General features: G+C 41.4%; 26 protein-coding genes, 1 tRNA gene and 1 CRISPR repeat array. Of the genes, 17 read left to right on the forward strand and 10 right to left on the reverse strand.

Translation table 11 applies throughout. From position 1 onward, the window contains the following. The first annotated feature begins 67 nt into the window (after positions 1–67). From O8C65_13735 to cas2, 11 genes are all read left to right on the forward strand, one after another. The gene (locus tag O8C65_13735; GenBank protein ID MCZ7357981.1) at positions 68–508 is read left to right on the forward strand and encodes a hypothetical protein; all 441 of its coding nucleotides are present in this window, start codon (positions 68–70) and stop codon (positions 506–508) included. Continuing rightward, entirely contained in the window at positions 508–1,899 is a 1,392-nt protein-coding gene (cas8a1, locus tag O8C65_13740) for a type I-B CRISPR-associated protein Cas8b1/Cst1 (protein ID MCZ7357982.1), read from the forward strand. The genes O8C65_13735 and cas8a1 overlap by 1 nt, the downstream gene beginning before the upstream one ends. Further along, on the forward strand, positions 1,896–2,939 hold the full coding sequence (gene cas7i / locus O8C65_13745) for a type I-B CRISPR-associated protein Cas7/Cst2/DevR (GenBank protein MCZ7357983.1): 1,044 nt from the start codon (positions 1,896–1,898) through the stop codon (positions 2,937–2,939). Before cas8a1 ends, cas7i begins: the two co-directional genes overlap by 4 nt. Position 2,940: 1 nt before the next feature. After that, complete coding sequence (cas5b, locus tag O8C65_13750; GenBank protein ID MCZ7357984.1) at positions 2,941–3,594, forward strand: type I-B CRISPR-associated protein Cas5b; 654 nt, start codon at positions 2,941–2,943, stop codon at positions 3,592–3,594. After that, a complete protein-coding gene (gene cas3, locus O8C65_13755; protein ID MCZ7357985.1) occupies positions 3,566–5,746 on the forward strand; it encodes a CRISPR-associated helicase Cas3' in 2,181 nt (726 codons plus the stop codon). Before cas5b ends, cas3 begins: the two co-directional genes overlap by 29 nt. Before the next feature lie 786 nt (positions 5,747–6,532). Then, positions 6,533–6,763 carry a hypothetical protein gene (locus O8C65_13760; protein MCZ7357986.1) on the forward strand — a complete coding sequence of 77 codons (231 nt, stop codon included), beginning with the start codon at positions 6,533–6,535 and terminating at the stop codon, positions 6,761–6,763. Further along, positions 6,764–7,186 (forward strand): PIN domain-containing protein, encoded by a 423-nt coding sequence (locus tag O8C65_13765; GenBank protein ID MCZ7357987.1) that lies wholly within the window; start codon positions 6,764–6,766, stop codon positions 7,184–7,186. 223 nt (positions 7,187–7,409) lie between these two features. Next, entirely contained in the window at positions 7,410–8,009 is a 600-nt protein-coding gene (locus O8C65_13770) for a nucleotidyltransferase domain-containing protein (protein MCZ7357988.1), read from the forward strand. Positions 8,010–8,094: 85 nt separating this feature from the next. After that, the gene (cas4, locus tag O8C65_13775) at positions 8,095–8,661 is read left to right on the forward strand and encodes a CRISPR-associated protein Cas4 (GenBank protein ID MCZ7357989.1); all 567 of its coding nucleotides are present in this window, start codon (positions 8,095–8,097) and stop codon (positions 8,659–8,661) included. Next, positions 8,658–9,647 carry a type I-B CRISPR-associated endonuclease Cas1b gene (cas1b, locus tag O8C65_13780; GenBank protein ID MCZ7357990.1) on the forward strand — a complete coding sequence of 330 codons (990 nt, stop codon included), beginning with the start codon at positions 8,658–8,660 and terminating at the stop codon, positions 9,645–9,647. Before cas4 ends, cas1b begins: the two co-directional genes overlap by 4 nt. Before the next feature lie 2 nt (positions 9,648–9,649). After that, positions 9,650–9,913: a CRISPR-associated endonuclease Cas2 gene (cas2, locus tag O8C65_13785; protein ID MCZ7357991.1), complete on the forward strand. Its 264-nt coding sequence runs from the start codon at positions 9,650–9,652 to the stop codon at positions 9,911–9,913. Between the two features lie 195 nt (positions 9,914–10,108). After that, positions 10,109–12,940: a CRISPR direct-repeat array (repeat unit 30 nt; unit sequence GTTAAAATCAGCCCTTGGAGGGATTGAAAT). Positions 12,941–13,168: 228 nt separating this feature from the next. Here cas2 and O8C65_13790 read toward each other — a convergent pair. The 3 genes from O8C65_13790 to O8C65_13800 form a co-directional block, all read right to left on the reverse strand. Continuing rightward, a tRNA-Gly gene (locus O8C65_13790) sits at positions 13,169–13,240 on the reverse strand. Positions 13,241–13,385: 145 nt separating this feature from the next. After that, the gene (locus O8C65_13795; GenBank protein ID MCZ7357992.1) at positions 13,386–13,664 is read right to left on the reverse strand and encodes a hypothetical protein; all 279 of its coding nucleotides are present in this window, start codon (positions 13,662–13,664) and stop codon (positions 13,386–13,388) included. Further along, positions 13,661–14,362 carry a PspA/IM30 family protein gene (locus tag O8C65_13800; protein ID MCZ7357993.1) on the reverse strand — a complete coding sequence of 234 codons (702 nt, stop codon included), beginning with the start codon at positions 14,360–14,362 and terminating at the stop codon, positions 13,661–13,663. The genes O8C65_13795 and O8C65_13800 overlap by 4 nt, the downstream gene beginning before the upstream one ends. Positions 14,363–14,454: 92 nt before the next feature. Here O8C65_13800 and O8C65_13805 point away from each other — a divergent pair, with 92 nt between their 5' ends. After that, the gene (locus O8C65_13805; GenBank protein ID MCZ7357994.1) at positions 14,455–16,161 is read left to right on the forward strand and encodes an ATP-binding protein; all 1,707 of its coding nucleotides are present in this window, start codon (positions 14,455–14,457) and stop codon (positions 16,159–16,161) included. Next, positions 16,158–17,423 carry a phosphomethylpyrimidine synthase ThiC gene (gene thiC / locus O8C65_13810; protein ID MCZ7357995.1) on the forward strand — a complete coding sequence of 422 codons (1,266 nt, stop codon included), beginning with the start codon at positions 16,158–16,160 and terminating at the stop codon, positions 17,421–17,423. Before O8C65_13805 ends, thiC begins: the two co-directional genes overlap by 4 nt. A gap of 62 nt (positions 17,424–17,485) precedes the next feature. On the opposite strand, the gene O8C65_13815 is transcribed toward thiC, so the two are convergent. Then, positions 17,486–17,755 carry a hypothetical protein gene (locus tag O8C65_13815; protein MCZ7357996.1) on the reverse strand — a complete coding sequence of 90 codons (270 nt, stop codon included), beginning with the start codon at positions 17,753–17,755 and terminating at the stop codon, positions 17,486–17,488. 586 nt (positions 17,756–18,341) lie between these two features. After that, positions 18,342–18,827, reverse strand: coding sequence for a hypothetical protein (locus O8C65_13820; GenBank protein ID MCZ7357997.1), 486 nt, complete (start codon positions 18,825–18,827; stop codon positions 18,342–18,344). A 108-nt stretch (positions 18,828–18,935) separates the two neighbouring features. Between O8C65_13820 and O8C65_13825 the strand changes: the two genes are divergently transcribed. Together O8C65_13825 and uppS are read left to right on the forward strand one after the other, a co-directional pair. Next, positions 18,936–21,137: an ATP-dependent DNA helicase gene (locus O8C65_13825; protein ID MCZ7357998.1), complete on the forward strand. Its 2,202-nt coding sequence runs from the start codon at positions 18,936–18,938 to the stop codon at positions 21,135–21,137. 45 nt (positions 21,138–21,182) lie between these two features. Then, positions 21,183–22,130, forward strand: coding sequence for a polyprenyl diphosphate synthase (gene uppS, locus O8C65_13830; protein MCZ7357999.1), 948 nt, complete (start codon positions 21,183–21,185; stop codon positions 22,128–22,130). A gap of 8 nt (positions 22,131–22,138) precedes the next feature. Here the strand turns inward: uppS and nikR are convergent, their stop codons facing one another. Continuing rightward, entirely contained in the window at positions 22,139–22,561 is a 423-nt protein-coding gene (gene nikR / locus O8C65_13835) for a nickel-responsive transcriptional regulator NikR (GenBank protein MCZ7358000.1), read from the reverse strand. Between the two features lie 392 nt (positions 22,562–22,953). Between nikR and O8C65_13840 the strand changes: the two genes are divergently transcribed. Then, on the forward strand, positions 22,954–23,463 hold the full coding sequence (locus tag O8C65_13840; GenBank protein MCZ7358001.1) for a flavodoxin domain-containing protein: 510 nt from the start codon (positions 22,954–22,956) through the stop codon (positions 23,461–23,463). A 122-nt stretch (positions 23,464–23,585) separates the two neighbouring features. Here the strand turns inward: O8C65_13840 and O8C65_13845 are convergent, their stop codons facing one another. Next, positions 23,586–24,221, reverse strand: a complete 636-nt coding sequence (locus tag O8C65_13845) for a DUF6064 family protein (protein MCZ7358002.1) — start codon at positions 24,219–24,221, stop codon at positions 23,586–23,588. A 407-nt stretch (positions 24,222–24,628) separates the two neighbouring features. Here O8C65_13845 and O8C65_13850 point away from each other — a divergent pair, with 407 nt between their 5' ends. Next, complete coding sequence (locus O8C65_13850) at positions 24,629–25,135, forward strand: hypothetical protein (GenBank protein ID MCZ7358003.1); 507 nt, start codon at positions 24,629–24,631, stop codon at positions 25,133–25,135. 133 nt (positions 25,136–25,268) lie between these two features. Here O8C65_13850 and O8C65_13855 read toward each other — a convergent pair whose 3' ends face one another. From O8C65_13855 to O8C65_13865, 3 genes are all read right to left on the reverse strand, one after another. Beyond that, positions 25,269–25,595, reverse strand: a complete 327-nt coding sequence (locus O8C65_13855; GenBank protein MCZ7358004.1) for a GYD domain-containing protein — start codon at positions 25,593–25,595, stop codon at positions 25,269–25,271. Between the two features lie 318 nt (positions 25,596–25,913). Beyond that, positions 25,914–26,147 (reverse strand): type II toxin-antitoxin system HicA family toxin, encoded by a 234-nt coding sequence (locus tag O8C65_13860; protein ID MCZ7358005.1) that lies wholly within the window; start codon positions 26,145–26,147, stop codon positions 25,914–25,916. Beyond that, the gene (locus O8C65_13865; GenBank protein MCZ7358006.1) at positions 26,144–26,365 is read right to left on the reverse strand and encodes a type II toxin-antitoxin system HicB family antitoxin; all 222 of its coding nucleotides are present in this window, start codon (positions 26,363–26,365) and stop codon (positions 26,144–26,146) included. Before O8C65_13865 ends, O8C65_13860 begins: the two co-directional genes overlap by 4 nt. Between the last annotated feature and the right edge of the window lie 427 nt (positions 26,366–26,792).

Consider the following 26,792-nt stretch of genomic DNA (forward strand, 5'->3'; position numbering starts at 1 on the left):
TGTGCGGGAAAATAGTTTCACCCCGCTCCACAAAGTTTTATAACCTCGCAGTTAATTTAAAGTGTTGATGATGGTGGAGAAAAGAGGTGGAAAAGCAAAGAGCACAAAAATGTTGACAGTAGCATGCTCTATCTGCGGCATGGACATGGACTGCCCGGAATCGATGCTGGGGGCGGAGCGGCATTTCTGCGCGCAATGTACTGATCTCATGGCTGAAGGCTATGAGCCTGAGGAACTGAAGATGAGCCCTGAGGATATAGCGCAGCATTTGCCCGGATGCGATGAGGTATCAATGCTGTTGATGGATCTTACCTTCGATGGCTACTGGAATAAAGTGCTGGAATACGGTATAGAGCATTTTGATAATGAAAGGCTTGCGAAACAGAGCTATCTCCGGGGGGCAACTTCGATGCTGGGGCTTTTGATAAGTGCGGGGATGCCGCCGGAGTTTCTGGATGAACTGGCGGAGGGGATAAGGGGGGAGAGGAGGATGGGGGAGGGGAAGTGATGAATAACGATATCGAAATGAGAAATGAATTTGTTGGGGATCCAATCGTTGATTCCGGTTTGCTCGCAATTAAATTATTGGGAAATAAAGAAATAAATGACTGTTCAAAAGAAGAATTAAAAAAGATTACAGATGAACTTATTGAGCTTTATCTAACACCTGCTTGGTCAAAAGATATTTTATCCATATTTCCAAATAGCACTTATGTTCAATATGCCAAGAATTATGATAGAGAAGGAAAGTCCAAAGAGTTTCTATATGAATTAATAGAAGGTTTAGATAAATCTGAAAATGATGGGGATTATTGTATTTTTTGTGGGAAACATGCATACAAGAGGAAAGATAATAAACCTTTCGTCAAAACACAAATACCTTTAGTCGGTTCATCTGATTTTACTAATTTTTCCCCATCATTTAAAAATGGCATTGATATTTGTGCAAAATGCGCTTTGGCAATTCAATTTGCACCTATTCTATTTTATAAAACTGGTGGAAAACCAAGTTGCATAAGCTGTAACAATACGGACGTTATGAAAACATTTGGAGAAGAATGTATAGGATATATTACTCAAAAAAAATTACTGGGTGGTTATAAATCCAAAGACGTTTCTGGCATATTTGATGAAGGTTTTAAATCAACACAAAATGCCTTGTTTCATTTAGCATATAAAACCTCTACAAAATATAAAAAGTTGGGACTTTTAAAACAAAACGAAGAAATTGTAATATATCGCGTTGATAATTACAATCAAAATCCGGCCGGAGTTACAATACATAAAATACCGAATAATATATTCAGATTTGTTATCAATGTGATGACAAGTCCTCAATATAAAAAAAATTGGTATGATTTACTTTCAAAACATTATGCGAAATCTGATGCAAAAAGTGATTTTCCAGTCTGGAAAGTCAGTTATAATAGGATTCATGATTCTTTATTAAAAAATGAAAGCATATTATGGGCTTTCAGAGATGATAACGAAAAGAAACCAACATTACCATGGATTATAGTTGAGTCCTATATGGAGTTAGTGAGAAATATGAATAAACAGAGAATTGAGGGTATCAAAAATCTGGCTGATAAAATCGCCATCTGCATCGAAGAGAATAATAATAAAAAGAGAGTTAATGATATTATTTCAGCCAGAGATTTTCCAACTTTTAGAAATCAATTGAGATTAGTTTTCAGGGATTGGCAAAAATTAGGTAAGGAGCAACCTATGATAACTTATGAAGATTATATCTCAGCAATCATCCCGGAAGATTATTCCAATTGGAAAGAAGTTCAGGATTTGATAATTATAAGGTTATACGAAAAATTGCATAATATGCTATCGAGTGGAGTAATTGATGATGTCGAACAAGAAAAATCAATAGGTGATGAAGAATGAAAACTATAATAGGAACTTACTTAATTGATGCGCCTTTTTCGGCGCTGAATAATCGAGGAATAGATCAGGGAGCAGCGAACGAGAATGAAGTAGCAACCAAAGTAATTCAATCTCCAGAAGGAATGAGGCCATACGTTTCAGCACAAGCGTTAAGATACTGGTGGAGAATGGTTTTAGAAAATAAATTTGGATGGAAATGCTCACCTGTGGAAAAAATTGGAAAAAATCAAGCTGTTACTAAAGGTGATCCGCTGGAATACGATGATGATGATATTTTTGGGTATATGAGTGCCAGAAAAATTGATACGGGAGAGAAGGATAAAAGTGATAAGCCAAAGATGGAAAATGTAACCGTGACAAGGGTATCTCCATTAAAATGCTCGCCTTTAATTGGATTTCCAATACGACCTACTTCAGATTTTGGTGTATTAGTGAGAAAACTTGAAACTGATCCAATACTTTTTACTCATCAATTTTATAGCAATATCTTTAAAGGTATTTTTGCGCTGGATATTGATTCCGTAGGGAAATTCACAACAATTGATAAACCTGGTAGCAAAAACTTGTCAAAAGACCTTGCAGAAAAATATGAAAAAAATGGATTAAAAAAAGATGAAAAAACATATTCACTTCCGTTAGAAAAAAAGAAGACGCGAATTTCTGATACCATTAAAGCCTTGAAGTTTTTGAATGGCGGGGCAATGCAGACATTGCATCATACTGATGTAACTCCCAAGTTAATTATGCTGGCAGTATTGAATAATGGAAATAACATATTCATGGATGTAATGCCTCACAATAAATACGATAATGGATTGGTCAATATCGATGCATTATCTGAGATGTTGGAGGATTATAAGGAATCACTGTTGAGCAAAGTCTATATCGGTAAATTATCGGGTTTTGGATCAGATAAAGACAAAGAATTAGAGAGTTTCAAAGCACCATCGGGAGTTAATGTTGTAATTACGACTCCAGTTAAAGCAATAGATCAATTCATAGAGGAGATATTAACTAATAATAAAATTATTGGCGAGTAAAATGGAAGTTCTTCGTGTTGAAATACGGGCAATTACAGCCTCATTTAGATACCCCATGTTTGTGGTATCTTATCAGCCTACATATAAAATTCCTCCAATATCTACGATATACGGTTTGCTCTCCGCTGCAAAGGGTGAAAAAGTCAGTATTTATGATTTATCCATTGGTTATGATTTTACATCTAGAGGAAGTGGCGTTGATCTGGAGCGCATTCTGGAGTTCGGTGGAGGAGACAAAAATAAACCCGTTTCCTATCTTGGTAGCAATATAATACACAGGGAATTTTTATATGATTGTATATTGACATTATATATATCTGATCTAGATTTTAAACAATATTTAGAGAATCCACGTTTCACTCTTTTACTTGGAAGGCAATCAGATTTAGCTAAGATAACAAAGATAAAAGAAGTGAAATTGATTCCAAAAGAAAATGTTGAAATATATAATACAATTATACCTTTCGATGGAAGAGTGCCAGGGCAAATCGTTGCTTTACCCTCTGATTATACTGACAAAGCTGAAAGAAAACCAATTGAAGTAAGAACTTATTGTATCGTAGAATCAAAACAACAGATTGAAAGGGGATACTATGATACTGAGCTAAATAAGGGAGTTTTTATGCATGAGTTCAACAATAAAAGCCAAAAGTAATGGCGAATCACTTGAAGAACATATAAATAATTGCCTTAATATTTTTGCTCAACTAAAGGATATTTATCCAGATTTACAAAAATTTACAAATTATCCTTCTTTTTATAGTGATGCTTTTGATGCTTTGTTTTTTCATGATTTTGGTAAAGCTGCAGAAGGTTTTCAAAAATCATTATCTCCAAAAGGAGAAAAATGGAAGTATAGGCATGAAATTCTTTCAACACCTTTTATTAACTGCCTGAACAAAGAAAATCTCGATTTTGTCAAGATCTTAGTGCTAACTCACCATAAAGATATTAATAAATTAGTCGAATATATTGAAGATAATGATTTTTTGGGGATTCGTTATGAAGAACGATTAGAGGAAATCAAACCTAATATAAATGCACTGAATGAAATAATAAAGAAATATCCAGAAATCTCTAAAAAGATATTAGGCTCAATAGAATGCAAGGTCGATATTATAGAGAAAATATCAAAAGATAAGTCGATATGGGAGGAAATAATACAAAAGAAAAGAATGAACTTTTCATCAAAAATAGGAATCTTTGGAAAAGGGATGATAAATTCTTGTGATTATTTAGCTTCAAGTGGGATAAAAAAGATACTTAAACCACTACCAAGCTTGAGTGAAGTATATAATTTTAAGTCCTTTACGAGTGTTCAGGCAAAATGTTTATCAACAAAAGGTAATGCGATAATTATTTCACCAACTGGTTCTGGAAAAACGGAAGCATCTCTGTTCTGGGCTACAAATAATCTCGATAAATCACAAGGAAATAGAATATTTTATGTTTTACCCTACACTGCGAGTATAAACGCAATGTATAGGCGATTATTGATGAAATTAAGCCCATATTATTCAGATGATGGTTGTGTATCGCTATTACATGGAAAAGCGACTTATTTTTTATATAAGATGTTCGAGGATGGTGATTTTAGAGAAATACATAATTTATCTAAAAAAATTTATAGTCCATACAAAGTAATGACGCCTTTTCAATGTTTAAAACACTTCTTTTCATTGAAAGGATATGAGATGGGATTATTAGAAATGTACCGCGGGAGATATATTTTTGATGAGATACACTCCTATGATGCCAAAACAGCGGGATTGATATTATCAATGTGCGAGTATTTGATAGAAGAGAATGATGCTAAGATATTGATAATGTCTGCAACGATGCCATCATTTCTGAAAAATATGTTTTTAGATAATCTTCATATTGAAAATGAAATGGTTATGGATAAAAAAGAGTTGAGCAAATACCTTCGCCACAAATGCAAGATAATCGATGGAGATATCCTTGAAAATATTGATTTAATAATAAAAAGATTGCAGAATAAAGAAAAAGTATTGGTTGTGTGTAATACAGTAAATAGAGCCCAGGATGTTTATAAATTATTGAGAGATGAAGTTAACGACTCTGCTTTGTTGCATGGCAGATTTATCTTGAAAGATAGAGAAGCAATTGAAAAAAATCTTGAAAATCTGAATTTATTAGTGGGTACACAAGTCATTGAAGTTTCATTGGATATCGATTATGATGTATGTTTCTCTGAACCAGCTCCAATTGATGCTTTAATTCAGCGATTTGGAAGAATTAACAGACGAAAAAACAGCGATGGATTACCACTCAAAGGCATTTGCGATGTATTTGTTTTTTCAAAAGGTTCTGAAAATGATCGATATATCTATGATACAGAGATTGTAAATAAAACTTTAAAAGTTCTCAATGAAATTGATTTATTGTTTGAAGATAAATTATATGAAGCAGTCGATGAAATATACATTAATGGTTTTGGCGATAAACTAAAAGAATTTGAAGATACCAAAACTTCATTTAGAAAAATGATAGATCGTATAGTACCTTTCAATAATTCAAACACAAAAGAATCAGACTTTTATGATTTATTTAATTCCATAGAAGCGGTTCCTGAAAAATATCGGCATGAATATCTTGATTGTATCCGAAATAAAAAGTTATTCGATGCTATGCAATATTGTCTGCAATTAACGAACGGTCAATTTCAAAAACTACTCAAAGAAGGACGGGTTGATTTCGAAAAAAAGATTTTTATAGAGGCAAAGTATGATCCAGAATTGGGATTATTGATAAATGAACATGAAGAGAATCAAAATATAATATAAAATTGCATCAAGAAATCTCATCTCTTATTGCGTTTCATATGGTGTCGCCCTGCCACATCCACTCCCCCGCCCCCCATCCTCCCTCACCCCCGCGCCGCCAGTTCTTTGCGGACTCTGCGCCCTTTGCGGTGATGCCTCCTGATTCTTGCATGGCACCGCATGGAAAAACATCCTAGCAAATGCGATATATCCCATGCAATAAATCCGCGTTCATAAACCGGAACTTCGGTTTACGCAGTGTTGGGGTATGCGAAGCATATCCCTCGTTTGATAAAACTTTCATAAAGTTTTGCGTCCATCTGCGGTTTCGTTTTTCGCAGAAGCGCCGGAAATTTATCGCATTCTGTTTATAAAATTTCACCTCAAAGACTGTAAGGAGCCCGCCCTCCTGCACGTTCTTCCCCGACCCGCCGATACGCGCTCACTTCCGCGCCGCCTGCTCTTTGCGGACTCTGCGCGCTTTGCGGTGGTGCTCCCTGATTCGTGCACAGCGCCGCAGAAAAAAACAGTCTGAAGAGTGCGATATATGCCCTTGCAATAAATCTGCGTTAATCTGTGAAATCTGCGGATTCGTTTTTCGGAGAGTGATTAACCATTGTTCTCTGGAATATTTTTTGCGTTTTTGTGGTTGCTCCGGTCTCCATGAAGCGCCAGAAATTTATCTGGTGCTATATATATAATTCTTTCTAAAAATTTATTGAAGCACAGTAAAATTTTGTGATAAGGCGTCTGAGGTTGTTTTGATCCATAACAATGCTTATATAAGACAATATCAAACTATAATATATGGCTGAATTGAAAGTTACCATTCCTGAAGAACTCTGGAGAAAAATGGCAAGCTTTGAAATAGACTGGCATGCGATCACCAGAGATCTTCTCAAAAAGAAAGTCAATGAACTGAGTGATTTGAAATCCATTGTTTCCAAAAGCAAGATGACCGACGAGGATGCGTTAGAGCTTGGTAGAAAGGTTAATAAATCACTTGCAAAAAAATTCAAAACTTCAGCGATGGGATAAATGCTCCTCATTGTTGATGCCAACGTTGTTTTTTCGGTTCTCATAAAAGGTGGGAAAACATTAGACATTTTTTTTTTGAATAAAGCTAAAAAAAGATTTGATTTTGTAGCTCCTGAATTTCTTATGGTGGAAGTTGAAAAACACACCAGTGAGATTATTAAGAAAACTGGACTTTCAACAGAAGAGATTGGAAAGGTGTTTGATTTTCTTGAAAAAGAAATTGAATTTGTTTCATTTGAAGAGTTTGAAGAATTCTATAAAGAAGCAGAGCAAATATCTCCTGATCCCAATGATGTTCAGTATTTTGCGCTTGCTATGAAATTAAATGGGGCTATTTGGTCTAATGACAAGGCATTAAAAAAGCAGTTTGTAGTTGATGTGCTATCTACAGGGGAAATAATAAAATTAATGGAATTTGAATAGTTCATATTGTATTATTTTGTTATCCCCCGCTCCCCATCCTCCCTCACCCCCGCGCCGCCAGCTCTTTGCGGACTCTGCGCCCTCTGCGGTGGGTACGATTCGTACCAATCTGTGCAAGGACAAAGAGTCATCTAAAAAGATGAACCCAACCGTATATTTCATTCATCCCAAACCTTTATAAATTCAAAAATGAATAAATTCATTCAAAAATGGTTATATAACTATGAAATTCCACAATGTTCTTGACGAGATATTAGGCAATAGAACAAAGGTGAAGCTGCTAAGGGCATTTTTCACCTATCTTGAAAAAGAATTCACAGAAAGCGAACTCCAGAGGATAGCGGGGATACCGCAGGCGAGCGTTCACAGGAACGTAAAGTTTCTCCTCGCGAATGGACTTCTTGACAGGGAACGCATCGGAAAGGCAAATCTGTATTCGCTGAACAAAGAGCATATTCTTTATGCTCTTCTACAGAACATTTTTGAGAATGAAAAAAACCTTCTCTCTGAACTTAAAAAGTCGCTTAAAGGTTCGATTGAAAGCTTTTCTGGGATAGAGTTAGCAGTACTCTTCGGAAGCGTTTTAAAAGGCACTGAGAGAGCGGACAGCGATATAGATATTTTCATCGTCTGTAAAGCAGATAAATCACAGGTGGAAGAAGAGATGAAAAACCTGATCCAGGTTATCGGAAATAAATTCGGAAACCCGGTATCGCCGATGATAAAGAATGATACAGAGATGAAAGACATAAGAAGCAGTTCAATATACAAAGAATTAAAAAGAGGTGAAGTACTCTTTAAGCGCGAGGGATTTGAATGGTGAAAGGTCTATCAACAAAACCTGCACAGGAAATGTTCAGGGATGCAGAACGTCTAGTGGAATGGGTTGAAAATAGGAACATGGTGGCATGAATCCGCAAGATGTAACTTTGGAAGAAAAAGAAAGACCCCAACCTGAAGACATCATGGCCGGTGCCATGCGCATCACAGGCATTAAAGTAACATACTACTTCATCTGCCATACCAAACTCTGGCTGTTTTCGCACAATATCACGCTTGAGAAAGAGAATGACAATGTGAATATTGGAAAACTCCTGCATGAAGACCGCTATAAGCGCGACTCAAAAGAGATAACAATCGACCAGACGATAAGCATCGATTTCATCCGGAAGGGTGATACCATTGTTCTCCATGAAATAAAAAAAACAAAAAGCATGGAAGTGGCACATCGCTGGCAGATGCTATATTACCTGTATTACCTGAAATCAAAAGGTATCAGCGCCACAGGCGAAATAAATTATCCCCTCGTTAGCAGGAAAGAAGAGATAGTGCTTCTTGAAAAAGATGAATTGGAAATGGAAAATGTGATAAATGATATCAGGAAGATCGCAATGGGAAGGATGCCGCAACCTAAAAGGATAAAGATCTGCCCGAAATGCGCTTATTTCGAATTCTGTTTTGGAGATGAAGTATGAAGGAAGATTATTATATCACACAGGACGGCGGCCTTACAAGGCATGAAAATACGGTATATTTCGAGAACGAAAACACAAAACGCGCCCTTCCGGTAAATAAGATATACTCAATATACGCATACGGCAGGCTCAGCTTTTCATCCGGGGTCGTGGATTATCTTGCAAAGAGCGGGATACCGATACACTTCTTTAATTATTATGGTTTTTACGAAGGCTCATTCTATCCGCGCGAAACGCTGATAAGCGGCGATCTGACCGTGAAGCAGGCATCGAATTATCTCGACAGCGCAAAGAGACTGATACTTGCAAAATCCTTTGTTGAAGGCGCTTGCGGCAATATCCTGAAAAATCTCAACTATTACGCGCGGGAGATGAAAAGTCTTGAAACACATATCAGCGGCATCGAATCCGAGATCGCGAGACTGCCGGGGACAGCAACTATCCCTGAGGTCATGAATGTAGAAGGACGGATAAGGAATATTTATTATACGGCGCTTGATGAGATATTCCCTGAGAATTACAGGATAATCAAAAGGTCAAGGATGCCGCCGGCGAACAGGATGAACACGTTAATCAGTTTCGGGAATTCCCTGATGTACACAACAACTCTTTCGGAAATATACAATACCCAGTTAAACCCCACTATTTCTTTCCTTCATGAGCCATTTGAAAGGAGATTCTCGCTTGCTCTTGATGTAAGCGAGATATTCAAACCCATAATTATCGACAGGATCATCCTGAAGCTTGTGAATAAGAACATGCTTGACGATGCTTGTTTCAGGGGGGAGATAGGAGATATGCTGCTCAGTGAAAAAGGGAAAAAGCTGTTCCTGGCAGAATATAATGAGAAGCTTTCCACAACTATCAAACACAGAGGACTGGAACAAAATGTTTCTTTCAAACGGCTTATAAGACTTGAATTGTATAAACTCGTGAAGCATTGCCTTGGTGAAAAGGATTACAAACCTCTCATTATGTGGTGGTAATCTTGTATGTAATAATTGTTTATGATGTGGGGGTGGAAAGGGTGAACAAGGTGAGGATTTACCTCAAGCAGTATCTTAATTGGGTGCAGAATAGTGTGCTGGAAGGGGAGCTTACAGAACCTGAATACATGAAGATAATGAATGGGCTCAGGGATGTAATAGATGAATCCCAGGATAATGTTATCTGTTATAAATCGAGAGATCGGAAGTATCTCGCTATTGATGAAATAGGAACTAAAAAGGCTGAGATCACAACAATAATCTGATGTCGATGATCTAAAGTCGTGGATCTTTATAAAGCAAATACAAAACCTGGGATGCACGACTGAAAATTCTATTTTTGCAAAGGTTTTTGTGGAATGAGTTCTATTTATATTTGAGAGAAAATCAATAGACGATACCTGAAAAATTGTCTGTTTTTTCAACCAAATTCAACCGAAAATCCAGCTGGAAAAAGCTTGGTTAAAATCAGCCCTTGGAGGGATTGAAATCCTGGAGGAAATGCTCTTGCCTAAATCTGTTATAAAGTTAAAATCAGCCCTTGGAGGGATTGAAATACGTAGATGTACCCGGTGTTCGCGTCAAGGTTTGTCAGTTAAAATCAGCCCTTGGAGGGATTGAAATACTATATACGTGCATACATACATAGATATGTATGCTGGTTAAAATCAGCCCTTGGAGGGATTGAAATTATTCTGCTCCTCAGGCGATGCCGCCTTCCTTGAGGTTAAAATCAGCCCTTGGAGGGATTGAAATGGCGGTGATCGTATGAAATGCATCCACGCGATATATCGTTAAAATCAGCCCTTGGAGGGATTGAAATATGATATGGTGCCTTGTGCGCGAGGGCAGCCTCCTTGGTTAAAATCAGCCCTTGGAGGGATTGAAATGACTCTCCGGCGCTGAGCCTTTGGCTGCTGTATCACGTTAAAATCAGCCCTTGGAGGGATTGAAATTACTGAGATCGTGAAGCTGCGAACGCCCCTGGGGAGCGTTAAAATCAGCCCTTGGAGGGATTGAAATGTGTGAGCCCGAACTTTTCCGAGGTCAGTTCCGCCAGTTAAAATCAGCCCTTGGAGGGATTGAAATCGTGGTACCACGTGCTCCCCTCAACCCCATAGCGTGCGTTAAAATCAGCCCTTGGAGGGATTGAAATACGGAACGAACACGCACAAAATCCGTCGTGGCGTTATGTTAAAATCAGCCCTTGGAGGGATTGAAATAAGGCAAAACGCTCGAACAGGATCACCTTCATGGACGGTTAAAATCAGCCCTTGGAGGGATTGAAATCTGCGTATGCAGTGCGTTTCCGATCTTGTTCACGCGTTGTTAAAATCAGCCCTTGGAGGGATTGAAATTCTCTATGATCCTTATGATCGGGGGTTCATACTACCAGTTAAAATCAGCCCTTGGAGGGATTGAAATTTAAGACTATGTCGTCTTTTGAGCAGATCGGTAAGAAGTTAAAATCAGCCCTTGGAGGGATTGAAATATATCTGTTTTTTCAGATATAGAAATTTTGAAATATTGTTAAAATCAGCCCTTGGAGGGATTGAAATATCATAATTATTATGTTTTGAGAGTAGATCATAAGGAGTTAAAATCAGCCCTTGGAGGGATTGAAATGTCTCAGCACAGACGACAAGCAACCAGACCTACACGAGTTAAAATCAGCCCTTGGAGGGATTGAAATAGCGATGTAAAGAACATCCAGGGAGCGCACTTCAAATGTTAAAATCAGCCCTTGGAGGGATTGAAATACGCCTAGGCTTTCCTTGCCTCTTCCCTGACTTCTTGTTAAAATCAGCCCTTGGAGGGATTGAAATTCACTTGTAGCCCTTGAGGAAGTTGAGCGTATCGAGGTTAAAATCAGCCCTTGGAGGGATTGAAATCAATAAGAACCTCCTCTACCCTTGGTTGTTATTTCATGTTAAAATCAGCCCTTGGAGGGATTGAAATAGCAAACAACGATACCGAGCAGCCCGGGTAATTCTCGTTAAAATCAGCCCTTGGAGGGATTGAAATATTCGCCCTCGCTCTCGGTCATGGTTCCCTATAAAACGTTAAAATCAGCCCTTGGAGGGATTGAAATGAAGTGGACGAGTGCGGATGGAATTGAAGTCACCATGGTTAAAATCAGCCCTTGGAGGGATTGAAATCATCAACTTGCACCTCACACTTAAGATAATGCTCAATGTTAAAATCAGCCCTTGGAGGGATTGAAATAAGGAATGGAGATGAAGATTTCTGCAGGCATACAAGTTAAAATCAGCCCTTGGAGGGATTGAAATACGGTTTGATGAGCTTCTTGATAAAATACAGAACCAAGTTAAAATCAGCCCTTGGAGGGATTGAAATATGCAAGGTGCTGCTACAACTGCGAACCGTGTGAATCGTTAAAATCAGCCCTTGGAGGGATTGAAATTTATAACTACTTCGACGTTCCCGCTTGCTGTGCTGAGTTAAAATCAGCCCTTGGAGGGATTGAAATCTTGATACTTCCTGATTGGTGAAGTTCGCCCATCCGTGTTAAAATCAGCCCTTGGAGGGATTGAAATGGGTCTTTAGCAAGCTACCTGAGTATGTGCAAAAGAATGTTAAAATCAGCCCTTGGAGGGATTGAAATATTAATCAAGCAAACCGTTCAAGGAGGAAGGCTTCGGTTAAAATCAGCCCTTGGAGGGATTGAAATATTTCGACTGCTCCATTTGCAAATATCACGAGCGTGGTTAAAATCAGCCCTTGGAGGGATTGAAATGACAATAGTGACATACAACACAAACGGAATTGCAGGTGTTAAAATCAGCCCTTGGAGGGATTGAAATATAGCGAATCGAGGCACGACACCAAGTCCGTGCGGAAGTTAAAATCAGCCCTTGGAGGGATTGAAATAGATTAGTTAAACTAACTAACGGCTCTGTATATGATGTTAAAATCAGCCCTTGGAGGGATTGAAATATGTAACCAAAAAAGAACCAGATGAAATAATCCCGGCGTTAAAATCAGCCCTTGGAGGGATTGAAATCAATGATATCATAGGGATGTTGTTATATTAATCCCTTGTTAAAATCAGCCCTTGGAGGGATTGAAATCGAATACCTGGAAACATGCCGTCATGCCCGGACGAGGGTTAAAATCAGCCCTTGGAGGGATTGAAATGTGATCAAGGCGCTCCCGGACCTCAATGCCCTGGTCGGTTAAAATCAGCCCTTGGAGGGATTGAAATGCAGACGTAATCTTAGCTGGGGCAAGTATCCCACTTAGTTAAAATCAGCCCTTGGAGGGATTGAAATGGAGTATCTATCATGTGGGCACCGAGGGCATTAATTTGCATATCTTGATGTTGATTTTGTCCGGTTAACATTTAATAAGAAATCATCAATAAATAACCGCTGTCCATGAATATTTTAATGCTAGAAAGATGATAATAAATAGTGGATTCATTTTAGATTCTTTTGAAGCATTAGGAATCGTTCAAAAGTATCGATAATCTTTTTGCCCGGTTTTTTTTAAAACCGAAATGCACCGATCGGGATTTGAACCCGAGTTATTAGCTTGGAAGGCTAAAGTCATAGCCGCTAGACCATCGGTGCTACGATGCCTTCCTAAGTGAGTAAAAGGATTTAATTGTTTCGTATTGGGAAATCAGCAATTTCCATACAGGATGTTTGCTAATTATAAATAAAATTTTGTGCAGTATGACATATGGACTGCACAGAGTTGATATGGTGAAATTCCCTAATCCGGCAACAGCCCCTCCCCCTTGAATATCTTCTTAGCCTCCTCGATCGTGATATCCCCTGGCGGTATTATCACATCGCTCGGCTTCAGGATCTCATGCGGAATCGGCTTCCCGTACTTTCGCACATAATCGTTGAGCTTCTTGAATTCGCTTTTAAAGACCTTCTCATTCCCTTTGTTAACGATCTTCACAATATTATTGTCTATTTTATTTATCTCATCCACATGCTTCTTATCGATCTCAAACTGTCCTTCTCCCATTAATCTCACTATCATTTTCCCATCTCCTTCTTCAGCGCCTCAAGCTGCGCATCCACATCTCCCTTGGATTTTATCTTTGAAAGCTCCCTGTCAATATCATCCTTCGTTCCTCCAGTCACATCCTCAAGCGTTCCTGCATCAACAAGTTCATCCAGCGCATCCGCGCGCGCTTTCATGGTCTCTGTCTTATCCTGCGCCCGCTGGACTGCAAGGCCCACATCGCTCATCTCTTCCCCGATGCCGCTGACGGCTTCCGTGACCTTGACCTGCGCCTCTGCCGCGCTGTACTGGGCTTTTATCGTTTCTTTTGTGGAGCGGAAGGATTCTATCTTCGTGGAGAGTCGCTTTTCAGTTGCTGTAAGCTTCTCCTGCTGATTTGCAATATCTGCGATCTGCTGGGTGAGGCTTGCGATTTCGCCCTGCGATGTGCTCTTCCTCTCAAGCGCGATCCTGGCAAGGTCCTCCCTTCCTGCTTTTACCGCCTCTCGCGACTGATCGTCCAGTTTCTGCACGTTTTGCTCGAGTTTTACTTTCTGGATTTCAAGCCGTTTCTTCGAGGTCGTGACCTCCGCAACGCCTCTCTTTACGTTCTGCAAGAGTTCAAGCTGTTTCTCATAAGAGTAATCAAGAGTTTCCCTCGGATCCTCGAATTTCCCTAAGATCTTGTTTATTTTTGATTTTATGATCGTACTTGTTCTTTCTATTAGCCCCATGATTCTTACCTCATTAATTCAATTTCCTTCTACGGCTAAATACTTTCTCTAAAAGGAAACTATAATACTCAATGGAATAATTCTGATAGATAATGGTAAAGGACTCAGTCGGCGTCATATTCGGAAAAACGGATTCTTTAAACTTCAGGTTCGCGGTTTCCAACATCATTAACACAAATAAATCTGATTATGTTAAAGTCTGGCACGAATCTGACGGATGGATACTTGCCCAGGTCACATCCATCACAAGTTCCAGCGAGGATTTCGACATAGAGGAAGCCGTTGACGTAGCCGGGGGCGGTTCCAGGATGGGTGATATGGATGAGAGGATCATTGCCGAGGCAACTGTCATCGGTTCAAGAAGCAAGGAGGGAACCCTGAACGTGCCGAAATCCCCATTCAGCCCTGGAGATAAGGTCTTCAACGCAGACGAGATGCTCATAAGACAAACGCTGGGTCTGATGCGCGGGGATGTTTACATCGGTCTCCTTGAAGGGCAGAATATACATGTTAATCTGGATGCCAACAACCTTGTTCAGAAGCACTGTAGCATCCTTGCCAAGACCGGCGCGGGCAAATCCTATACCGGCGGGGTCATACTCGAAGAACTTCTCGATAAGAACGTGCCACTTCTCATCATTGACCCGCACGGGGAATACTCCACACTTAAATTTCCGAATGAGGAGAAAGCGTCTTCCTTTGAGCGGTACGGCATAACGCCAAAAGGCTACGCCACGCAGGTTACAGTATATACGCCTGCCAATAAGATGCTTAATCCTGCGGCAGATACGCTTTTTCGGTTAAACGGCATAAACCTTGGAATAAAAGACCTGGCGCAATTTTTCTCTGAAGAAAGCTCTCAGAACCAGACAGGTATACTCTACGAGGCTGTCTCGAAGCTCAAGGCCGAGAAATCGACATATACCATCGACGATATTATTTTCGAAGTGGGACAGAACAAAAGCAAGGTCAAATGGAACGTTATCAATAAACTGGAGGGGCTCAGGGAGACTGGTATATTATCAGACAGGGCGACGACGGTTTCCGAGCTCGTTCAGGATGGCAGGGCCTCCATAATTGATATGAAGGGTGTGAACCCCGATATGCAAGCCATGATAGTTGCGAAGTTGTGCGGAGACCTTTTCGAGGCTCGAAAGCTCAACACCGTGCCTCCGCTGATGCTGGTGCTTGAAGAGGCGCACAATTTCTGTCCTGAAAAGGGATTCGGGAGAACGGTGAGTTCGGATATCCTTCGCACAATCGCCTCGGAGGGGAGGAAATTCGGTCTGGGCCTGATGGTTGTTTCACAGCGCCCGGCAAGAGTGGATAAGAACATCCTTTCTCAGTGCAATACACAGATCATTATGAAGGTGACGAATCCCAATGACCTGAAAGCGATAAGCAAAGGACTTGAAGGTATAAGCTCAGATGTGGAAGAGGATATCAAGCGCCTTGCACCGGGCGTTGCGATGATAGTAAGTACCTATATCGAGCGTCCCATACTGGTGGATATCAGGACAAGGAAAAGCAAGCATGGAGGAGCCAGCGTTCCTGTTGTCAAAGCCCAGGTTACAGAAGTGAAAAAAGAGACATTGCCTGTAAAAGCTGAACAGACTTCCCCTGCATCGCCTTCAATTTTGAAAAAGCTCATGCCTTTACCCATCATAGAAAAAAACAGGGATAATTTAGAAAAAAAAGAGCCAGAAAATCCATCAGGGGAAAAGCCAGTGCAAAAGAAACAAAGATCAAAGCGTGAAATGAGCCTTTATGCTAAAATGTTCGGTTCGAGGAAGAAATGACCACATTGATGGAGCAGGCGCATGCAGGTCTTGTGACATCGGAGATTAAGCGTGTTGCTGCAAATGAGGGGGTAAACGCAGAAACGGTCCGGACGCTCCTTGCCCAGGGGCTGCTCGTCATCCCGAAGAATATCAAAAGCAGATCACTTCCAGTCGGCATAGGAAAACTGATGCGGACAAAGATCAACGCAAATCTTGGCACTTCAAGGGATTACGCGGATATCGATGCAGAGGTGGAGAAGGCAAAAACCGCTGAAAAATACGGCGCCGATACCATAATGGACTTATCCACGGGCGGAGACCTTGACCTTGTGCGCAAGCGTATTATGGATGCTGTCAGTGTCCCGGTAGGTTCCGTTCCGATATACCAGGCAGCAAGCCAGGGTATCGAGAATATGACCTCCGATGATATGTTCAATGCCGTAAGAAAGCATGCTGAAGACGGCATTGATTTTATCACAGTGCATGCGGGGGTGACCCGAAGTTCATTCGAGCGCCTGAAAAACAGTGAAAGGATACTCGATGTGGTCAGCCGTGGAGGTGCGTTCACTATATCATGGATGGAGCACAACGGCAAGGAGAACCCGTTTTATTCAGAATATGATTACCTGCTTGAGATTGCACGAGAATACGACCTCACACTCAGCCTTGGTGACGGCATGCGCCCCGGGTGTATCAACGATGCTTCGGACAGGGCGAAGTTCCAGGAGTTCATTACCCTTGGCGAGCTTGTGAAAAGGGCGCGGGCGGCTGGCATCCAGACTCTTGTAGAAGGCCCGGGGCATGTCCCGATAGATGAGATCGGGCTTTCGGTGAGCGCGATGAAGCACCTGACAGGAAACGCCCCGCTCTATCTTCTCGGCCCGCTTGTTACCGATATCGCGCCGGGGTACGATCATATAACCGCCGCGATGGGTGGCGCGGTGGCAGGAATGCACGGCGCGGATTTCCTGTGCATGACCACGCCTGCCGAACATCTTGCGCTTCCGGACTTGGAGGACATCAGGGAGGGCACGATAGTGACAAGGATAGCTGCCCATGCAGCCGACCTGACAAAGGAAGGCGTGAGGGAACGGGCGCGAGCCTATGACCGTGAGATGGCGCTGGCACGGCGGGACCTTGACTGGAATCGGCAGTTCGCGATAGCCATAGATAGTGAGAAAGCCAGGAAGATCCATGCCAGGAGCAGGAATGTGGATACGTGCAGCATGTGCGGGGAGCTGTGCTCGATCAAGATGATGAGAGAAGTGATGAAGAAGTGAATTGTAAGCTCCGGCACTGCTGCAATATGCTCTCTTTACTGTAGGAAATTTCTATCGTTCATTTATTCTTCTGTGCAAACATCCATTCCTTCCACTTTGCCGTACCCATTTCTGGGTATCTTCACGATGCCGGGTTTGACCTCTGGTTCTTTTTGAGGCGGCGCCGAATCCTCGATCTTAAATAGCTCATCCTCATGCTTTAGCGCAAGCCGGGTCATGGCATCGATAAGCTCAGTGAGCGTCATTTTTTTGTGCCGGGCCAGGGTTATCCTTGCCTGGATCATATCCAGTAGCTGCTTTGTTTCATCTGTAACTTTGATTGTTGTGACCATAGTATATTAGTATACTTTTTATTTTAATATACTTTTCTACTAGTATACTTATTGATGGTTACCAAACCTACCAGGAGCCATTGGCAACTTCTTCCTGACAATTGTAACTTGTCACAATATCATGAATCAATGTTAAACAAATAAATTCTTCAAATCTAAGGATTATCCTATTTGAAAAAAAAATTAAGTAAATATAAATTAAAAAAATGATTGAACCAAGATTATTTTCGTGGCGAGCAATCTGTACAGGTGTATTTATCGAATCTCATATCATCGCCGAATTCAAAAGTACCTTCGCCGCAATTCTCACATTTCTTCCTTTTCATTACAAAGTCTGGTTGAACTAAAGTCTCCATTTTGATCACCCATTAATTAATGATTATTCATTGTATTTAAGACTTATCATGATTATTCATGATTATTTGAAATATGATGATTCAATTAATTCCGTAATTTGAAGGGATAAAAAGTGATATCGATTTATAAATCTGCTTTTATCCGCGGCCTTATACAATTGCGAAATTATATTTAATCCTGTGAAGCGACTGCTAATTCCTCGAAAAACGCGGAATTTATTTATTATCTCCTAAATCTTTGCCAGCAGCACCGTATAATTCTTTCCGTAATATTCAGCGCACTTAGGGCAAGCGGTATAGAAGAAGTACAATTTCTTGAGCCCTTTGCCTTTTGAAACCGCATACGCAATCATTTCTTTTGCCCATTTCCCGGCATTCTTGTAGGGTCCTTCAAACACTTTCGAAAGAAAAGTCCCCGATATCCTCTGCATCTTCGCCCCGGGCACTTCCCTGCTCACTGCGATATAAACATCGGCTCCCCAGAGCGAATTTTCATCGGAGAGCGTGATGGGTTGCGGAGCAAGAGCGCCTGCAGTTTTTATCCGTTCCATATTATTCACCATCACCTTCTCGAAATTGAGAGGGATGTGTAAGAAGCTCGTCACATGGTCCTTGAGGAATAACTTATCCTGCCAGATGATCTCTTTTTCATCCCATGGCTCTGGATCGAATCGTGGGCAACAACCCGTTTCTGATTGCTCGTAAAGCTTTTCCATACATTTTAGCCCCCTTTATTGCATTTTGTCACTCCGAATATATTACATTTTTCAAAAAATCCAGCCATTGGAAATTCTTTTTAAGCATACATGCCTTTAGCATCACAAATGAAAATCCAGGACCTCAAACTTCCCGCCAATATTATCCGGTTCTATCACGATTCAGGCATAACAGAGCTTTACCCGCCGCAGGCAGAAGCCATCAAGGCCGGACTTCTTGAAAGCAAAAATCTCGTGGCTGCGATACCTACAGCCTCAGGAAAAACCCTGCTGGCGGAATTCGCGATGCTTAAATCAATACTGGATGAAAAAAAGGAAGGAAAAGCATTATACATCGTTCCCCTGCGGGCGCTTGCCAGTGAGAAGTTCGATCGGTTCAGAAGCTTTGAAAGCATAAAAAAAAGTGATGGCAAGGGAGTATCATGCGGTATCGCGACCGGCGATTTTGATTCAACTGACGAGTGGCTGGGGAATTTTAACATCATAGTTGCAACCTCTGAAAAAGTGGATTCGCTCCTTCGCAACAGGAGCCGCTGGATGGAAGAGATAACTATCGTGATCGCGGATGAGGTCCATCTAATTGATTCTCCCGACCGCGGCCCGACACTTGAGATCGTTCTTGCAAAATTGATGCGCATCAATCCCGAAATGAACATCATTGCACTGTCAGCCACTATCGGGAATGCAAATGAGATCGCCAAATGGCTGAATGCCGAACTGGTGGTAAGCGACTGGCGCCCTATCGAATTAAAGGAAGGCGTCTTTTTCGGGAGGGCGATAAATTTCATCAACGGCCAGCGGGAGATCAAGGAAACGCAAAGGGACAGCACCATTTCCCTCGTGGTGGATACACTCACCGAAGGCGGGCAGATACTTGTTTTTGAGAGCAGCCGGAAGAACGCCGAGGGTCTGGCTTCCCGCATCGGGACAGCGATATCCCCGCTTATTCCGAGTGAAACAAAAGAGAAACTCAAACTGCTGGCCGCAGACATACGCGAATCAAGCGAAGTGGACACCGCAAAAAAACTTGCCCTCTGCATCGAGAATGGAAGCGCATTTCATCATGCAGGTCTTATCTCGGAGCAGCGCAAAATAATTGAGACAGGCTTCCGAGCCGGAACGATAAAAGCACTTTCGGCTACGCCAACGCTTGCTGCGGGTCTTAATCTCCCCGCGAGGAGGGTCGTGATCAAAGGATACCGCAGATACGACGCCAACTTCGGACTGACGCCCATACCCGTGCTTGAGTACAAGCAGATGGCGGGGAGGGCAGGACGTCCGCACCTTGACCCGTATGGCGAATCAGTGCTCGTGGCAAAATCATACGATGAAATGGAGGGACTCATGCAGGAGTACGTCCTTGCGAAGGTCGAAAAGATCTGGTCAAAGCTAGGGAGCGAGAACGCCCTGCGAACACACATCCTCTCCACCATTGCGACAGGTTTCGCGAGAAGCATGGAAGAACTCCTTGAGTTCATGGGCGCCACGTTCTATTCCTGCCAGCAGGAGCCCTGGAGCCTGAAGGTTGTTATTGATAAGGTGATCGGTTTTCTGGTCGATAAGAAAATGGTCGTTGAGAAAGATGGGCTTTTCCCGACGCGCCTCGGGGAACTGGTCTCCCGTTTGTATATCGATCCCCTCTCAGCTTCGATGATAATTGAGGGAATGGAGAAGATAGAAGAAAAGAGGATATTTTTTACTGAATTGACCTTGCTCCATCTTGTCTGCAGTACCCCGGATATGCGCAAACTCTACCTTCGCTCCAATGACTATGACCCTCTGAGCGACATTGTGATGGAGCACCATACCGAATTCGTGCAGATCCCCGCGCAGTTCAAGGTGGATTATGAATGGTTCCTGTCCGAGGTCAAGACGGCATGCGTTATGATTGATTGGATTACCGAGAAAAAGGAAGAAGAGATCGTCAAGAAATACGGCATCGGCGAAGGGGACATCAGGGCGCTGGCCGAAACCACACAGTGGCTCGTGCATTCGATGGCAGAGCTTGGTTCATTCCAGAAAAGGTCTTGCGCGCAAAAAGCAAGGGAACTTGTGGAGCGCGTGGAATACGGTGCAAGCCCCGAGCTGCTTGATCTTATCCAGATAAGGGGCATCGGCAGGGTGCGTGCCAGGAGGCTGTACGATGCAGGGTTCAGGGACATGGAAGCGCTCAGGGTGGCAGAGCCGAAAATTATCGCAAAAATAATCGGTACGAAAACAGCCCAGAAAATCTTAAGACAAATAGGAACACGTGCATCAATGGAACAGGAACCTGCAGAAAAAGAACAGAGCAAACTCGGAGATTTTTAGGTAAACTTTAATACTCATTTGATTGTTAATGAGTTGAGGAAGATATTGAGTTTTGCAGGAAATCTAATATACGGAAGTTATGAAACGCTGCTTGCCAATGAAATAAAAGAAAAACCAGTCCCCTCGCATGTTGCGATAATCATGGACGGCAACAGGCGCTTTGCAAAAAAACATGGGATGGCGTACTATTACGGTCATTTCAAAGGTGCGGATACCACCGAGAACGTGCTTGACTGGAGTTTTGACCTGGGGATCAGCCAGCTCACGGTTTATGCTTTTTCCACGGAAAATTTTTTAAGACCGGTTGAAGAACAGAAGCGGCTTTTTGATCTTATAGGTATAAAGTTCGATAAGATATGCATGGATGCAAGGACTCATAAACGCCGTATGAGGGTCAGGATACTGGGGAACACCGACCTTCTTCCGGACTCGCTGAAATCGTCTGCAAGACATGCTGAGGAAATAACAAAGAATTACGATGGGGTTTACCTGAATGTTGCCCTTGCTTATGGGGGAAGACAGGAGCTTGTGGATGCAGCCAGGGCCATGGCGGCGAAGGTCAAAAAAGGGATGCTGTCCCTGGAAGACATTGATGAAGATGCCATTACCGAGAACCTGTCACTCTCAGGTGGAGCCTTACCTTGTGTCGATCTTATTGTCAGAACAGGGGGGGATGAGAGGATCTCCAATTTTCTTCCCTGGCAGGCGAACGGGAATGAGTGCGCCGCTTATTTCTGCGCCCCCTACTGGCCTGAGTTCAGAAAGATCGATTTTCTCAGGGCCATCCGCACATACCAGACGCGCGAGAGCGAGAGGCAAAAAAACACTGTCATGCGGATCGTGAGATTGCTGAGTTATTATGGCAGGGTGGAAGTGGAGGATGTTATCAGTATTTCAAGAAAGTCCATTGCCATCCCCAAACATGAGATCATCAAGATACTTCGCGACCTGGCATACAAGAATGTCGTAATAAGCAGAATGATAAAATGGTAGCCTTTTAGTTATATTTCTTCGCCGGGCATGATCGTTGTCAATTTGACATGCTTCACACCTTTCAGTGTCATTATCCTCTCGGTGACGCTTTTAACGTCCCTGCCTTCTCCCCGTACCAGCAATACTTCCATGCACATATCGTGATTTATGTGAACATGAAGGGAAGAGCGTATTATTTCAGAGAACTCATGTTCGATATCAAGCAGTGCGTTGACAAGCCCTCTCTGGTTATGATCATAAACAAGTGAGATCGTTCCCAACCTTTCCCCTTCAACCTCGCTCATCCATGCATAGTAGCGTATATAGCTCCTTATTGCATCGCGTATGCCTTCAGAGCGTGAAGAATAACCTCTTTTGGCGATTATCTCATCAAATTTTTCAAGCAAGTTCTCGGGAAGAGAAACGCCTATTCGGGCCAGATCCTGTTCCATTAATTCAATCTCCTGACAGTCAAATATAATTTAAGACTTGATAAATCTTTTCATGTGCCATCAATTATTGTATGATGCATGGATACTTTTTGTTTTATCCTTAGCTGACACAGATACGACTCTAAAAAAAATACTGATACGATCCCGGCGAAGATTCGCATTTTTTTGTCAGTCTTCATTATCCCCGGTTCATTTTTTTTCTGCAAAGAGGTGCACTCTATATTAATGGCGATCAGGAAAGGGCTGCAAAAAGAGTTTTCGAAATAAAAATAAGACTTTCTGAAAAACCTGTCTCTGTAACTCCAATTGAGCGAAAGCTTTTACCCAGATAACATATAACATTAATGTGTGAGTGGAAGGATCATCCATTCAAGAAGATAAGGGAGGAAAATATGCCAAAGGTAGTAGTTGTATATCTCAGTACATCAGGCAACACCAAAGCGATGGCAGATGCCATCGTAGAAGGTGCAAAATCAAGAAATATTGACGCTAAAGCCATGAATTTCCATGAAGCAAGAATAGAGGACATAAAAGCTGCGGATGCCATTGCGATTGGCTCTTCGACTTTCTATTACAAGATGCTGCCTCCTATGGAAAAATTTATTGAGAGCCTTGAAAAAGCAAATGTAGCAAATAAAGTAGGGTCAGCTTTCGGCTCTTACGGATGGAGTGGTGAAGCACCTATAATGATCGCAGAAAAAATGCGTAAGCTTGGCATGGAAATAATAGATCCCGTATTGCGAATCCAGTATCAACCTACAGACAAAGATCTTGAAGAATGTAAAAGGCTTGGAAAAGATATCGCTAATAAAGTGAAAAAGAAATATACCAAGTCAGAAAGCGGTTCAAAGCTTGAAGATGCAACCATGAAGGAAGTCAAAATGGGTGAGGGAGGTCACTGAGAGAGAGACGGTTGCGTGAGGATTTCTATCTTTCATCTGTTGTTTTGGCAATTGCTAAAAGAAGGAAAATAGAATATCACAAAAATGTGCATTTTTATTTTTTTCACATCTTTAATTTTCAATTACGATTTTCTATCCCTATATACAATGAGAGCTGTACCAAGAACACCCGCGATTAAAAGCATTATATCTTCCAAAATTCCCCAATTTAATACTGCACTGAATCCTAAAAAGGACCATATTAATGGGATTATTAATAAATATTTAGGGAATTTCTTATTTGTCCATAAAAGTACCCCAAAAGTAAATATTATTGTGGGGCAAGGGACCCCAAATGTTGGTGCTCTTGGATAAACATGACCAAAAGAATATCCAAGAATAGGGTAAATTATCAATCCATATAAAATGAAAATGGCACCTGCTATTGTGTATGCATTAAAATTAAATTTGAAAGAAAGGTCAGATTTAATGAATCCTGAGATAAAAAATAATATTGATTGGACGATAAAAAGTGCTCCAAAAATATATGCGGCATTATTTATCGATGTAAAATATATCAAATGATATACGATACCCATCCACAACCAAAAGAATGCTAGAATGCCTGAAATAATTTTATCTGAATTCTTTGCCTTCCATAAAATTAAAATTAAAGCAATCAAGGCAATTAGATATAAAAAAATCTGCATTGGCCAAACAGCTAAGTTATATTGTTCAAAAACTCCTAAAAATTGATCAGCTGTAAATGGTACTCCCATGTAAATAAAATTTAATCATAAACTATAAAATCTTTCCGTTTAATTCTTCATTTTAGGATTTGTGCCTGATTTTCATTATAAAGAAGTTGTTTGAATTCCATCGCTTTTCGAGAGCATAAGAGCCTATCGTTGCAGTGAACTCGCCCTGACTTTGTCCGAAGCATCGCTAATACTGGCGCATGCGTCCCGAAGGGCTGTTCGTAGGCGCACATTCGCTTTTGCGTGCTCCCTTCATGGGAGGGGAATCTTGATAAGTAATAATATTTAAAAACACGCTTTGCATTATAGCAGTAGAATTAAAAATTCATTGCACCAAAATCGAAGGAATTCAAAAAATGAGTATCCAACAAGCATGGAGGAGTTAAAGTAAATATCAACCTAAATATGATATTAGTAAAGGTTAATCTATGTTTAAGTGGAATAAGGAATACTTTATAAAATCTGCTGCTATCGTTTTATTCATAATCATTGCCGGATGCGTAAGCACGCAGCCACATGCTACGCCGGTTCCCCCACAGGAGAAACTTCCCAATAAGACACTTCGTCCAATAAGTGTTGTTTCTGTGGAACCTGGGTGTGCTAGATTTGGAGATAATGGTTGTTATCCTGCGGGACCAGCGTTCACGCTTACGTTGAACGCTAGCTCCACCAATATGCCAGTAACACACCTCTCTGCGACGCTCATTCTTATAAAAGAGGTTGAACCGACCTTCCAGATCCCCGTCGAATTCACCTTCCCTTACATAAGTCAGTCGAACCCGTTAATGCCGGGTCAAAATGCATCGGAGACTTCAGGTGCAATAGTCGGCCCAGTGGATGTCTTGAATACTAACGGCACTACCACCGTGCTCATAGAGGGTACGCTTCAGAACGGGCAATCCTTCAGTTACTGGACAAATGAGACTTCATCATAGGATTTCTCCAGGCAAGGTTAAATTCACATAGTTCCTGAAATTCGCCTGCCCTTAGTTCTATAACCACAAGCATTGACCAACCTGAAAAGTTGATTGATAGCAAAGTAAAAGAGAAAAAAGTGATTTCTTCTTACTATTTGCTCGGTGGCTTGTATCCCGACTTCGATGCTTTCTTCATAGCCTCAATGCTTTCATCGACCGATAGCAATGGTGTAGTGTTGAATGTTTTTACAGAACCCGCGGCTAAGACGGCCATTGAAAAGGCCAATGTGCTCACATTGTCAGGAAAGCTTGCGACTAATACAACGTCATACTTTCCGAATGTGAACCAGAAGTTCTTAATTTCTCCTCCAAGTTTTTCAATTGCAGGACGTATAGCTTCTTCACGATTTTGGGGCTTTGCTAACATTGCAGCTACAGCTTCGGGTGTATATGTCACCTGCAATAAATAATCTGGCATTAATTCACCTCCACTCAATTATTCAATTTATTGTTTGAAATAATGGTATTTATATCTATTCGTCAAAAGTTTTAGTTAAATTTTCCCTTGGCGAATAGCACATACTGCCGATTACAATATTTTTCGGATAGGTGCAAGCTTGACAGAAGTTTTTCTGAATTAATATCGCCACTATGAGCATGAAAAACCCATCGCCTTCAGACACGGACTCCGCAATGAAGGGCATCACGGCGCAGGTGCATGAGGGTTCTATCGTTTATTGGTGTTCTGGCTTTTGTCATTAAAGAGGGGGCACGGAAATACGATATAGCGGAGCTATCACAATTTCTTCAAACACTTATTGTATTCCTCAACACTAAGTTCTATTTCCCTCAGAATTTCTTTTATTAGCGGGCGTGCTAAATCTCTTCCAGGATGATGCGGTACACTGGTCGTTCTTCCGTCAGGATTCCTGTAAAACACATGGCTCCCTTTCTGCCGTACTCTCTCAAATCCCAGTGTAAGCAGCAACTTCTCCATTTTTCTGGCATCGATTATCTGAAGCCTGCTCAAATACTCACCTCAACTTGCTGAATCCCGACAAATTGAGGTAAATATTGCTTGTTCTCAGGCTCCATTTCTTCCAGGCACAGTTCCAGTACCTCTTTAAGGTTCTCCTGAAGCTCATCGAGAGTCTCCGCCTGAGTATGGGCACCAGGAATTCCCGGGACAATCGCCACGTATAAGCCTGTTTCAGGATCTTTTTCGATGTATGCAGTTAGTGTTGGCATTTGAAACCTCGATATTTTCAATTGAGTTATAGGTATTGATTTGTCTTATACTTTATTTCTGCAGGCTCGCAAGATTTTGAAAATATTACTTATTTTTGAGCCATTCGTCCCAATCTGTTCTTTTATACGTTTTATTCTCTTGGTATTCCGCATAATATACACTTTGGATGTACCCAATCCCTATCGCCTTCAGTGACCACGCTCGGACTTCGTCCGATGCATCGCCAATACTGGCGCATGCGTTATCCCGAAGGGCTGTTCGTAGGCGCACATTCGCTTTTGCATGCTCCCTTCAGGGCGGGGGGCAATCCTCATGGGTTCATGTTTTCCTTGCAGTCATGGGTTTGCTTTTTTATAGATATCTAGCATGGAAGACAAAAAAGTATAGTCTTTCGTTGAAGGAATTCATCGATGCTTTATCCGGAAT

Origin of the sequence: Candidatus Methanoperedens sp. (assembly GCA_027460535.1) — an archaeon.
Lineage (GTDB): Archaea > Halobacteriota > Methanosarcinia > Methanosarcinales > Methanoperedenaceae > Methanoperedens.

Excerpts from the sequence above, each read along its gene's own strand:
- O8C65_13865 (MCZ7358006.1), bottom strand. The coding sequence starts at position 26,365 with ATGCCAACACTAACTGCATACATCGAAAAAGATCCTGAAACAGGCTTA.
- cas4 (MCZ7357989.1), top strand. The coding sequence starts at position 8,095 with ATGAATCCGCAAGATGTAACTTTGGAAGAAAAAGAAAGACCCCAACCT.
- O8C65_13770 (MCZ7357988.1), top strand. The coding sequence starts at position 7,410 with ATGAAATTCCACAATGTTCTTGACGAGATATTAGGCAATAGAACAAAG.
- O8C65_13760 (MCZ7357986.1), top strand. The coding sequence starts at position 6,533 with ATGGCTGAATTGAAAGTTACCATTCCTGAAGAACTCTGGAGAAAAATG.
- O8C65_13765 (MCZ7357987.1), top strand. The coding sequence starts at position 6,764 with ATGCTCCTCATTGTTGATGCCAACGTTGTTTTTTCGGTTCTCATAAAA.
- O8C65_13815 (MCZ7357996.1), bottom strand. The coding sequence starts at position 17,755 with ATGGTCACAACAATCAAAGTTACAGATGAAACAAAGCAGCTACTGGAT.
- cas3 (MCZ7357985.1), top strand. The coding sequence starts at position 3,566 with ATGAGTTCAACAATAAAAGCCAAAAGTAATGGCGAATCACTTGAAGAA.
- O8C65_13840 (MCZ7358001.1), top strand. The coding sequence starts at position 22,954 with ATGCCAAAGGTAGTAGTTGTATATCTCAGTACATCAGGCAACACCAAA.
- O8C65_13795 (MCZ7357992.1), bottom strand. The coding sequence starts at position 13,664 with ATGATAGTGAGATTAATGGGAGAAGGACAGTTTGAGATCGATAAGAAG.
- O8C65_13805 (MCZ7357994.1), top strand. The coding sequence starts at position 14,455 with ATGGTAAAGGACTCAGTCGGCGTCATATTCGGAAAAACGGATTCTTTA.
- O8C65_13855 (MCZ7358004.1), bottom strand. The coding sequence starts at position 25,595 with ATGCCAGATTATTTATTGCAGGTGACATATACACCCGAAGCTGTAGCT.
- cas1b (MCZ7357990.1), top strand. The coding sequence starts at position 8,658 with ATGAAGGAAGATTATTATATCACACAGGACGGCGGCCTTACAAGGCAT.
- O8C65_13845 (MCZ7358002.1), bottom strand. The coding sequence starts at position 24,221 with ATGGGAGTACCATTTACAGCTGATCAATTTTTAGGAGTTTTTGAACAA.
- O8C65_13825 (MCZ7357998.1), top strand. The coding sequence starts at position 18,936 with ATGAAAATCCAGGACCTCAAACTTCCCGCCAATATTATCCGGTTCTAT.
- thiC (MCZ7357995.1), top strand. The coding sequence starts at position 16,158 with ATGACCACATTGATGGAGCAGGCGCATGCAGGTCTTGTGACATCGGAG.
- O8C65_13735 (MCZ7357981.1), top strand. The coding sequence starts at position 68 with ATGATGGTGGAGAAAAGAGGTGGAAAAGCAAAGAGCACAAAAATGTTG.
- O8C65_13820 (MCZ7357997.1), bottom strand. The coding sequence starts at position 18,827 with ATGGAAAAGCTTTACGAGCAATCAGAAACGGGTTGTTGCCCACGATTC.
- O8C65_13800 (MCZ7357993.1), bottom strand. The coding sequence starts at position 14,362 with ATGGGGCTAATAGAAAGAACAAGTACGATCATAAAATCAAAAATAAAC.
- nikR (MCZ7358000.1), bottom strand. The coding sequence starts at position 22,561 with ATGGAACAGGATCTGGCCCGAATAGGCGTTTCTCTTCCCGAGAACTTG.
- cas7i (MCZ7357983.1), top strand. The coding sequence starts at position 1,896 with ATGAAAACTATAATAGGAACTTACTTAATTGATGCGCCTTTTTCGGCG.
- cas5b (MCZ7357984.1), top strand. The coding sequence starts at position 2,941 with ATGGAAGTTCTTCGTGTTGAAATACGGGCAATTACAGCCTCATTTAGA.
- cas8a1 (MCZ7357982.1), top strand. The coding sequence starts at position 508 with ATGAATAACGATATCGAAATGAGAAATGAATTTGTTGGGGATCCAATC.
- O8C65_13850 (MCZ7358003.1), top strand. The coding sequence starts at position 24,629 with ATGTTTAAGTGGAATAAGGAATACTTTATAAAATCTGCTGCTATCGTT.